Here is a 9,566-nt window from a genome sequence, read left to right as displayed (position 1 = left end):
ATAATTAATAGAATATAGTACAGATAAAAATATTTATATACTAGCTTATTTTGAAAACTATACAATATGAATATGAAGGTATGATGAAATTTTATTTGACTTTCACTTTCATTATGTATATAGTTAAGAAGAGACTGTTGCAACGGTTTACAATAGACAAGTAAAGGTGTGTGTAGATAAATAAATTAGTTTCTTTCACTTGTAATAGTAGTCAAACCTTGCGATGCATCAATGCCTATGATATGTGTAAGGCGTGGTATCCTTGTCGTATATAGGGAAGATTATTTTTTAATATGAGGTGTTAGGATGTATCAAAGAAAAACGGGCAAGTATTTACTGTTATACGGTGCAATTATGACATGGATGGGTATGTTCCATGGCGTAGCAGCGGAGAATGCCGTATATGTAGAAGCGGATCGATTAAAAGCAGCTGAGCAGTATGAGACTCAGCATACAACGATTATTACGCAAAAAGACATTGAAGCGAAACAGGCTAAAAATGTGGAAGATGTGGTCTTCCATGAAACAGGTGTATCTCGTACAGTGGATGCGATGGGTCGTGTGGGTGTGTCTATTCGTGGTGCAGACCCACGTCATACCTTAATTTTAATTGATGGTCAACCAGCTATCGGTGAGTTTGCTAGATATGCAGGGCAAGGCGATGAATTGATGCGTCTAGGAACGGAAAACTTAGATCATATTGAGGTTGTACAAGGGGCAGCTTCCGCGAAGTATGGTTCTGGTGCTATTGGTGGCGTTATCAATGTAGTCACAAAGAAACCGACAAAAACGAGTGGTCTTCAGTTCAATGTAGAGTCTTTGCGCACTAAAGGTGACAAAGGGTCTATGCCATACTCTAATTTCTTCATGCGTGCTGACACGGGAAAAATTGGCAACATTAATATGGCCATTTATGGTAGCAAACGTGATGTGTTACCAGTGTATGCAGCAAACCCGAGAAAATCGGTGGAATTAGCCCATGATGACATGACTGTTTTTAATAAAAACTCTTTGCGCTATTATGGTGAACAATCCAATATCGGTATGAGTGCGCATTGGGATGCAAATAAAAATCATAGTGTAGATATTCGTGTGGATCAACATACAGAAAATTTACATCGTTTTAATAAAGGGTCTAACTCTTTAATGGCTCCCGAAGTGCAGTTCAAACGAAGCATTAAACGAAATCAATACAGTATTGGTTGGCATGCGAAAAATCAAGAGAAAATCAATTGGGATGTAGAGGTAAACTACGCTAAATTGAAGGAAAATGATATTACCTTAACGAATACAGTAGGTCATGTACCGTTCTTTGGTGCCAATGAATTGAACCAAGTAGATACGATCGACCATTCCCAATTAGATATGCATTCGGACTTTCATATTAACGTTAATGACAACCACTATGTGAATGCTGGATTTGGTATTAAAAAAGAAAAAGGTAGTGGTAGCCGTTTAAAAAGCGCTCCTAAGACATCAAAAATGTTTATCAATCCTTGGGACTATGATAAACATTTACGGGAAGACCCAACTACGCATGAAGTATCCTCTCGTGTAGAAGACTATCCAATTGAAAAGGATAAGGATGGCACGCCATATTGGAATCGTTTGAAAGAATGGTATGGTTATGAAAAAGGTGTGCAAGGCAAGGAGTATTTACCATCTTTTACTTACGAAGAGTTTTTCAGTCAAGAGCATGCCTTTGATTTAGTGGACACAGTGCCAAAAGAAATCGAAGGTTCTCATATGAATAGTAATAACCGTATTTCCTATTTCTTGGATCATACTACATCGGAAACGAGAGATCGCTTTAATCAATTAGTAGATAAGTTATATGAACAAAATCCAGAGATTAAAGCGGCTAATGCTAGTGAATCTCGTGTGCGACAAAGTGCCATCGTATATTACTACTATACAGGCAAGCCGATGGTTATCAACGGTAAATCTTACGATGTGAAGTTGAATAATGTACAATTCAAAAAAGGCGATGCCTTACATAATCGTGTCACTGTAGGTCAAGCAGAAATTCAAAAAGAATATGTATATGTACAAGATGATTGGCAAGTCAATAAAAATACGACCATTACACCAATTGTACGTCTTGATCATAGCAACTTATTTGGTAGCAATTTGACGTTCAATGTAGGTATGTTACACAATGTGGGTGGCAATGTACATAAACGGTTAAAAGCCAATGTAGGTACTAGTTATAACGAACCAGGTATGGGCGAATTGTACTATAACTGGGAAATGTATGCTGGTAATCCATTAAGTGGTGGTCTTGGTGGTGGTACTGCAAGAATGGGCTGGTATTGGGTTGGTAATCCTGACTTGAAACCTGAAAAATCTATTAATATGGACTTAGGATGGGAGTATGAAAATAAGAAAACATCCTATCGGACTAGTGCATTCCACAATAATATCAACAATTATCATTCCATTTACTTCACTGGTCACTTATTAGATTTCTATCCAGAATATAATGAAAAAACACATTTAGGCTCTGAAAAATATCAACATTCCCCAGATATGATTTATAGCTTCAAAAATATTGGTAAAGTGTCCATTACTGGTCTTCAAGCAGAAGTGAAACATAATTTTAATAAAAATTGGTCCAGTAAATTAGGATATACCTTCTTGCATACAGTGAATAAATCAGACCCTAATTTGCCAAAACAATTATTGGATAAACCAAAACATAAAATTGATATAGGTATTAATTACGATAACAAAGATTCAGGGGTGTATGCGTCCTTGTATGGCAATCTATATGTGAAAATGCTAGATAGTCGTTCTTTAGCAGGGAATGGTAATTTTATCGATTCCTATGGACCATCTGAAAACGAAAATCCAAATATTTCTCATATTGATACATACTTTAAAGAAGGTAAAAAACAAGAGTATCAATCAAAAACATATAGCGTATGGAATTTCATCGTTCAAAAATCTTGGGGCAATGATATCAAAGCATATATCGGTGTAGATAACTTATTCAATTACCGAGATGATGACCGAGCGATGCAAGGCCGTGTATATCGTTTTGGCTTTAACTTTAAAGTGGGCAGTGATGGACATGTACAAAAAGTTTTGAAAGATCAAACAGGTAAAGAAGTAGCTACTATTGATTTAGGTCCAGTAGATTTTGACAAGTTTATTACCACACCATTCGAAGATATTAGTAGTTCTAAATTGCGCTTTATAGGTGATTATGCTTGGCGTACTCATTACATGGAAGGTCAAAACCGTCCAGATGTAAGAACGACATTAACATCTGCTATTGGTTCTGCGATGAAGAACATGGTGGATCCTTCTGAACATGGATGGGAACAAAAAGTGCAAGTTGGCATGGAAGGTCGTGTGAATGACAAGACGGCAGTGAAAGTTATCACAAGTGCCAGCGGTCATACAGGTCATGCCACAGAGGACAATGTAAAAACAAGCCGAGGTCTAAACAAAGTTAAATTAGAAGAGGCGAATGTTACAAGAAAAGAAAAAGCTTGGGACTTCTCCGTTGGTCGTTTACCTGAAAAATTAGGGGAAACTGGCTATTGGTTCAACCAAACTTTTGATGGTGTACGTGCTGTTTGGACGAAGAACAATACGCAAGTACGTGTTGGCTATGGTGATTTCTCTAGAAATACAGGTATCACTGATTCTGCCTATACTCAAGTATCTTATAAAACAATGGAACGTCCATTGACAGTGGTTGAGTTCTTAGAAAATGTAGATGGATTGAAATTAACAAAACCATTTACTCCGTTGAATAAAGCGATTCGAGAAAAAGTAGGGGATGTGGCTGGTCAATACGAAACTATTCGTAAGTATTACAATTGGGCAAAACAGGCCTACCCTAATTACTTGAAAAATGATGAAGTAAAATACTATATCAGTATTCCAAAAGCGGTGTATGGTTATACTAAAACATATGAAGCATCAGCAAATAAAGCGCCTGAAAAATTAGGTGAAGCAGGTGCGGCATACCTAAAAGAAACAGGTACATATCCATATTATGGAACGGATACTGAAAAGTTTAATAAGCCTACATATAATTTCCCTAGAACGATGTCGGCGGATTTATATCCATCATTGAATAAGGATATTTTAGGGTATAGTTATGACGATGATGCACCAATTCAAGGTGATGGTAGTGCTTTCGTGAAAAAATTCTGGGCTGACCATGGAGCTACTTTAATTGAACGATACAACAAAAAAATTAAAGAAAATATCACTAGTGCCGAAAATAGTGCCAAAGAAGACTATGGATATGCTATGGATGATTTAAAATCTCATACAGAATCTAGAGATACAAAACAAGGTGAGCTAGATGCGGTGAATAAAGAGATAAGTGCCCTTGTAGCAGCGAATCCAATAGGATTGGGAACCTTAGAATCATATCGCGGTAAAGAAAGTGCGAATGGTACTTTCACAGAAACAGAGAAAAAACACTTTGAATTGCTGAAAAAGCAAGACTTGGCATCTTGGCTTGTAGATTACTACAATGGAAAAATTGAAAATGACAAGGAAAGCCTTGCTCGACCTCCATTTACAGCCACAGATATTGTAGGTGGAACGATTGATGAAGCAGCGTTACGTGCTACAATTGAGAAGGAAAATACTTTACCTGCTGATGGAGTTAACAATAAAGGCTTGGTAGCGCCAGTAGCTGCGTATGCAAATAAAATTGACAGCGCCTTACGTTTCACTGAAAAAGGAAGTGCTTTCCCACGTGTACCATTAGGGGAAGCTACAGGCGTTCATGTATTACAACAAGGCTATGTACTTGATCGCGCGGAAGTACCAAGCATTAAACGAGCTCTCTTCGTAGAAGTGAAACAACAAGTTAAAAATAACTTGGGGTTATCTGCGTGGTACTTACATTCTCAAGGCGGTCGCAATGTGGCATTTGAAACAGCTAAAGAAACAGCTGGTGTGAAAGGTAATGAAGTACATCGCTACAACAAAGTAGCCAATGTAGTAGCCGTAGGCGCTAGATACAATCTTGGTAACACAGCATTGTTATCTTTTGACTATGGTAAAAATATGTCATCCTTGGGTAAACACCTAAACGGCAATATGCAATATGACTATAATCAAGGTACGAATACATTTGCCTTGCTAGGTCATAGATTGGGTAAAACTCCTACATTCTGGGTATTGCGTGCTCAAATTGGTGCTGCAGATATTTACAGACCTCATACATGGTCTATGTATGCAGACTATAAACATTTCGAACATGGCTCCTTCTTCGGCGGTAATGGTACAAATGGTTTAACTGACCGCTATTTAGATGGGATCCGAAGCTTTACTGTAGGCGGCTCCTATGTGCCAGCAAGAAACTGGTTAGTCGAAGCAAGTTACACATTCGGTGCGAAAGGTATCGGTCAACGTGATACATTATTCGGACCAGAACGCTTTAACTTGGGCAACTACTCCACAGTACAAATGACGTATAAATTTTGATAACTAAAAAAGGGTCCGAGAGGACCCTTTTTGCATAGTATATTAATTTATGAAGATTACTCTTCATGACTTTTTAATTGCATACCTTCTAACAATGTTTTCTCCGATTCTTCCATATGGATGCGAGCAATCTGGCGAGCTCGTTCCACATCGCGATCGGAGATAGCTTCCACAAGTTGACGATGTTCATCCCAAGTTTTGGCAAGACGACCTGTTTGGCTCATAGACAATGTACGGAACCGCAATGTTTGTTCCCGTAGATTGTTTATCATTTCAACAAGACGATCATTACGAGAAGCTTTATAAAGGATTTCATGGAATAGAATATCGGCTTGTACGACTTTGTCTAAGTTATTTTCGTTCATGTAATTGCCGATTTCTACAAGATGTTGCTCTAAGGCCTCGATTTCTTCATTCGTAATACGTTCTGCAGCTAGTTCTGCGGCTAATTCTTCTAAGATAGAACGAAGTTCAAACACTTCTGTCACATCTTTCAAACTCATATCTGCCACATAGGTACCACGGCGAGGAATCATAACGATGAGACCTTCTTGCTCTAAAATGCGGATGGCTTCACGGATAGGGGTGCGGCTCACACCGAGTTCTTCCGCAAGAGGAATCTCCATGAGACGTTCTCCTGGTGGTAAAATACCATCGCGAATAGCTTGGCGCAAAGCATCGCTAACAATCTCACGAAGCGGTTTGTAAGCGTCTAAACGGATGGGTTGTAAACGTGGTGCATTCATCGTAGGGCCTCCTCATCATGTGTTTTCGTAATTAGTGAAAGCCAGTTATGACCAGCTTTTTTGATTTCTTCTTGTAATCGAATCGCATCCAGTGCTTTTTCCAATAGAACCACCATAGTAGGACCGCTACCTGTCATGATGGTAGGAAATCCACGGTCTAAGAAAAATTGCTTACATGCTGTAAGTTCTGGATGGACAGGGAATATTAATTCTTCAAAGGTGTTGTCACTACTAATAAAAGCTTGACAAAAGTCTTTGGCATTCATATGTGCGGTAACAGTATCCATCGTGTCTGAAGTGACACGAGAAGTCCCTGCAAATCTTCCGTAGGCTTCTGCCGTGGAAATACTTACTTCTGGTTTTACGATCAGTAGCCATTGAGCACTGCTAGTTGGTAAAGTTTCTAATAGTTCTCCTCGACCGGTGCCACGGGCAGTGCCGCCTTTCAGTAAGAATGGTACATCAGATCCGAGTTTAGAAGCCATGGTCAATAGTTCTTCATCGGTTAAGCGAAGGTCCCAAAACTTGTTAAGGCCTAGTAGCATAGCGGCACCGTCACCACTACCACCGCCCATACCAGCACAAGGGGGAACTCGTTTTAACAAATGAATAGCAGCCCCTTGTTTACAGCCCGTATAGTCTTGCACCATACGAAGGGCTTTCATAGCAATATTACTTTCTGTATAGGGAATTAATTGTGCCATATAATAAGGCAGTTCAGGAGCATCGCCAGAGAACACCACAGAATGGTGACGCGCGAAATAGAGGGAATCCCCTAAGAAAATAGATTGAAAAATGGTATCTATATTGTGGTACCCATCATCACGTTTGCCCGTGATAGCAAGACCTACATTGATTTTACTAAAAGCTCGTTGTTCCATAAGATTGTCACCTCAGTGAAGTCGTCGAAAATGTTTACATGTACTCTTTATTATATCATAATTAGCTTAAGAAGTGACGATTCTCTGAAAGTATGGTATTCTATTGTGTAGCGGCAATTGGAAAGGAAGTGACTGTATGACTGATGAAGAGTATATGCGTGAAGCCTTGGTAGAGGCACGTAAGGCCTATGATATGGGTGAGATTCCTATTGGTGCTGTATTAGTGCATGAAGGCAAGATTATCAGTCGTCATCACAACAGACGCGAGATTGACCATGATGCGACGGCTCATGCAGAGGTTCTTGTCATCCGTGAGGCGAATGCTATGCTTGAAAGGTGGCGGTTGACCGGTTGTACGCTTTATGTTACCATAGAGCCGTGCCCTATGTGTGCTGGTGCTATTATTAATAGTCGTATAGATCGTGTTGTCTATGGCAGTAGTGATTATAAGGGCGGTGCGGTAGAATCTTTGTTTAATGTACTTTCACATCCGAATTTAAACCATGAACCACAGGTGTTATCGGGTGTATTGCAAGAAGAATGCAGTCAAATTATGAAAGATTTTTTCAAAGAACGCCGTCGTATACGGAGAGGTACTCAAGTGGCTGAAGAGTCCGCACTCGAAATGCGGTAGGTCAGGAAACTGGCGCGGGGGTTCAAATCCCCCTCTCTCCGCCAAAGTAAGGGCTGTGTCAGTAGATGCAGCCCTTTTTTACAAAATGACGTAGTTATAGGAGGTATGATATGGAAGTATATTACTCCCCTTTACAAGAGGTTAATCAAGAATTAATCCATAAACGATTAGATTTTTTGTTGTGTAAAATCGGCTTTGATGAAATTGGTTGCGCTGGCAAAAAAGTGGCTCTACTTCGCAATGATTTGCACAGCGATTATGAGGCGTATGAAACGGTAGTGGCATACATGAAAGCACGCATCGAATCCGAAGGTGGCACTGTAGTCTATGTAGATGAGCCTAGCCATCATTCCCGTGAGGTCATCATTCCTGATGGTGAATCTGTGAAAGTAGCTTATATCGATGAACGCATTGCTACCAGTGATGTGGTGATTTCTGTAAACCACATTAAAGCGAATGAGTACAGCGGATTCTCTGGGGCTGTGAACAATACAGGGTGGTACTCTGCGAGCCTAGAAGGTCGTCGTGAATTGGTAGCCTTAACAGGTACAGAGCATCATAAAGCGGTGTCTGAATATGCAGCAGCTGCTACTAGAAATCGTCAACGATTCCATGTAGGGGTAGCGATGGATGTTGTGGCGGATTATGTGAACCAAGATAAGCTGAAAGAGGCTGGTGCTACTAACGAAATCGTAGGTAACTTAGGCATTGTTGTATCCTATGACATGGTGGCTATGGACGAAGCGTTGGGAGATATTATTACCCAAGCCACACCAGTGGAAAATGGCGTGTTGAGTACAGTGGAAAAACGCACGTGGGATTATTTCAAAGATATTTCCCCTAACAGCGAATGGCAAGCCATCTTACTTCGTGCGGACCGCATGGGACTTGGTACACGTTCCTACGCCTTAGTGAAAGACGAAGAGTTAATCTTCTATGGTGAAAAAATTTAATAGATAATAAAAATCTCTAGTGTAAGCGAGTGCGTAAGGCATAGCGTATACTAGAGATTTTTGTATCTAGGAGAGGATTAGGAGTTAGAAATATACATAATTTATGTTGTATATGTATAAAAAATAGATGCTATTAGCATCCATATTTTAGGAAGATTTTAATAGAGAAGGGGTAGTTTTTATGGTATAATGTCTACTAAATAGGAAAAATGTGGCAAGAGGGATATAGAATGGAAAATGTTACTGTTGCTGAAATTATCAAAGAACTAGATATTTCTAAAGCGTACTTATATAAATTGATTGAAAAAGAAAACATTGTCGTACCTAAAAGTGATACAGGGCGATATCTTTGGAATGAAGAGATTATTAAAGTTTTGAAAACAAAGCTTAATATGGAAGATGAGAAGCCTAGCGATCATATTGAACAGTTAATAGCAGAATTAGGTCTAAAAAAATTATTTATCAATAATAGAAGATATTTAGGAAATAAGTACTCTCTTTCTGATTTTATAAGAAAGACAATTGAAGAAAATTGTAAAGTGATTAATATTGTCATAGACATTTTTAGCGGAACAGGCGCAGTTTCTAATGCTTTTAAAGATAAAATGCTTATCACCAATGATTTGTTGTATAGCAATTATATTTCAAATTATGCTTGGTTTGGTGCAGAAGCGTATTCTAGTAAAAAAATAGTAGAGATTATCTATGAGTACAATCAAATCGAAACAAAAGAAAATAACTATATGAGAGAGAACTTTGGAGATACATTTTTTTCTGCAGATGATTGTAGCAAGATAGGATATATTAGATAAGATATAGAGTTAAAAAATAAATCTAAAGAAAACAACTTAAAGTAATATGCAATTTTGATTACAGAATTATAATATGATAT

At 38.7% G+C, this 9,566-nt stretch carries 6 protein-coding genes and 1 tRNA gene; 5 read left to right on the top strand and 2 right to left on the bottom strand.

Annotation, left to right across the window (positions count from 1 at the left end; all coding sequences use genetic code 11):
- The first annotated feature begins 306 nt into the window (after positions 1 to 306).
- Positions 307 to 5,460, top strand: a complete 5,154-nt coding sequence (locus EO119_RS07915) for a TonB-dependent siderophore receptor (RefSeq protein WP_126941376.1) — start codon at positions 307 to 309, stop codon at positions 5,458 to 5,460.
- A 56-nt stretch (positions 5,461 to 5,516) separates the two neighbouring features.
- On the opposite strand, the gene EO119_RS07910 is transcribed toward EO119_RS07915, so the two are convergent.
- Both EO119_RS07910 and ispE read right to left on the bottom strand, forming a co-directional pair.
- On the bottom strand, positions 5,517 to 6,206 hold the full coding sequence (locus EO119_RS07910; protein WP_062401039.1) for a GntR family transcriptional regulator: 690 nt from the start codon (positions 6,204 to 6,206) through the stop codon (positions 5,517 to 5,519).
- Positions 6,203 to 7,087, bottom strand: coding sequence for a 4-(cytidine 5'-diphospho)-2-C-methyl-D-erythritol kinase (gene ispE / locus EO119_RS07905; RefSeq protein WP_126941374.1), 885 nt, complete (start codon positions 7,085 to 7,087; stop codon positions 6,203 to 6,205). The genes EO119_RS07910 and ispE overlap by 4 nt, the downstream gene beginning before the upstream one ends.
- Positions 7,088 to 7,223: 136 nt before the next feature.
- On the opposite strand from ispE, the gene tadA reads away from it, so the two are divergent.
- The 4 genes from tadA to EO119_RS07885 all read left to right on the top strand — a co-directional run bounded on the left by tadA (position 7,224) and on the right by EO119_RS07885 (position 9,486).
- Positions 7,224 to 7,721 (top strand): tRNA adenosine(34) deaminase TadA, encoded by a 498-nt coding sequence (gene tadA, locus EO119_RS07900; protein WP_071814776.1) that lies wholly within the window; start codon positions 7,224 to 7,226, stop codon positions 7,719 to 7,721.
- Positions 7,675 to 7,765 (top strand) — tRNA-Ser (locus tag EO119_RS07895). Before tadA ends, EO119_RS07895 begins: the two co-directional genes overlap by 47 nt.
- Positions 7,766 to 7,831: 66 nt before the next feature.
- Positions 7,832 to 8,674, top strand: a complete 843-nt coding sequence (locus tag EO119_RS07890) for a DUF362 domain-containing protein (protein ID WP_126941372.1) — start codon at positions 7,832 to 7,834, stop codon at positions 8,672 to 8,674.
- Between the two features lie 230 nt (positions 8,675 to 8,904).
- Positions 8,905 to 9,486 (top strand): DNA adenine methylase, encoded by a 582-nt coding sequence (locus EO119_RS07885; RefSeq protein WP_240632846.1) that lies wholly within the window; start codon positions 8,905 to 8,907, stop codon positions 9,484 to 9,486.
- The last annotated feature ends 80 nt before the right edge of the window (positions 9,487 to 9,566 follow it).

The sequence above is a fragment of the Veillonella sp. CNR 79/14 genome (assembly GCF_003992185.1).
In the GTDB taxonomy this organism is placed as follows: Bacteria; Bacillota; Negativicutes; order Veillonellales; family Veillonellaceae; genus F0422.
Note: the sequence above shows the minus strand (reverse complement) of the source record. Positions and strands in the feature narration are given on the sequence as shown.

Bases quoted from the DNA above. Each gene is read 5' to 3' on its own strand.
- EO119_RS07915 (WP_126941376.1), top strand. From the start codon at position 307: ATGTATCAAAGAAAAACGGGCAAGTATTTACTGTTATACGGTGCAATT.
- EO119_RS07910 (WP_062401039.1), bottom strand. From the start codon at position 6,206: ATGAATGCACCACGTTTACAACCCATCCGTTTAGACGCTTACAAACCG.
- ispE (WP_126941374.1), bottom strand. From the start codon at position 7,087: ATGGAACAACGAGCTTTTAGTAAAATCAATGTAGGTCTTGCTATCACG.
- tadA (WP_071814776.1), top strand. From the start codon at position 7,224: ATGACTGATGAAGAGTATATGCGTGAAGCCTTGGTAGAGGCACGTAAG.
- EO119_RS07890 (WP_126941372.1), top strand. From the start codon at position 7,832: ATGGAAGTATATTACTCCCCTTTACAAGAGGTTAATCAAGAATTAATC.
- EO119_RS07885 (WP_240632846.1), top strand. From the start codon at position 8,905: ATGGAAAATGTTACTGTTGCTGAAATTATCAAAGAACTAGATATTTCT.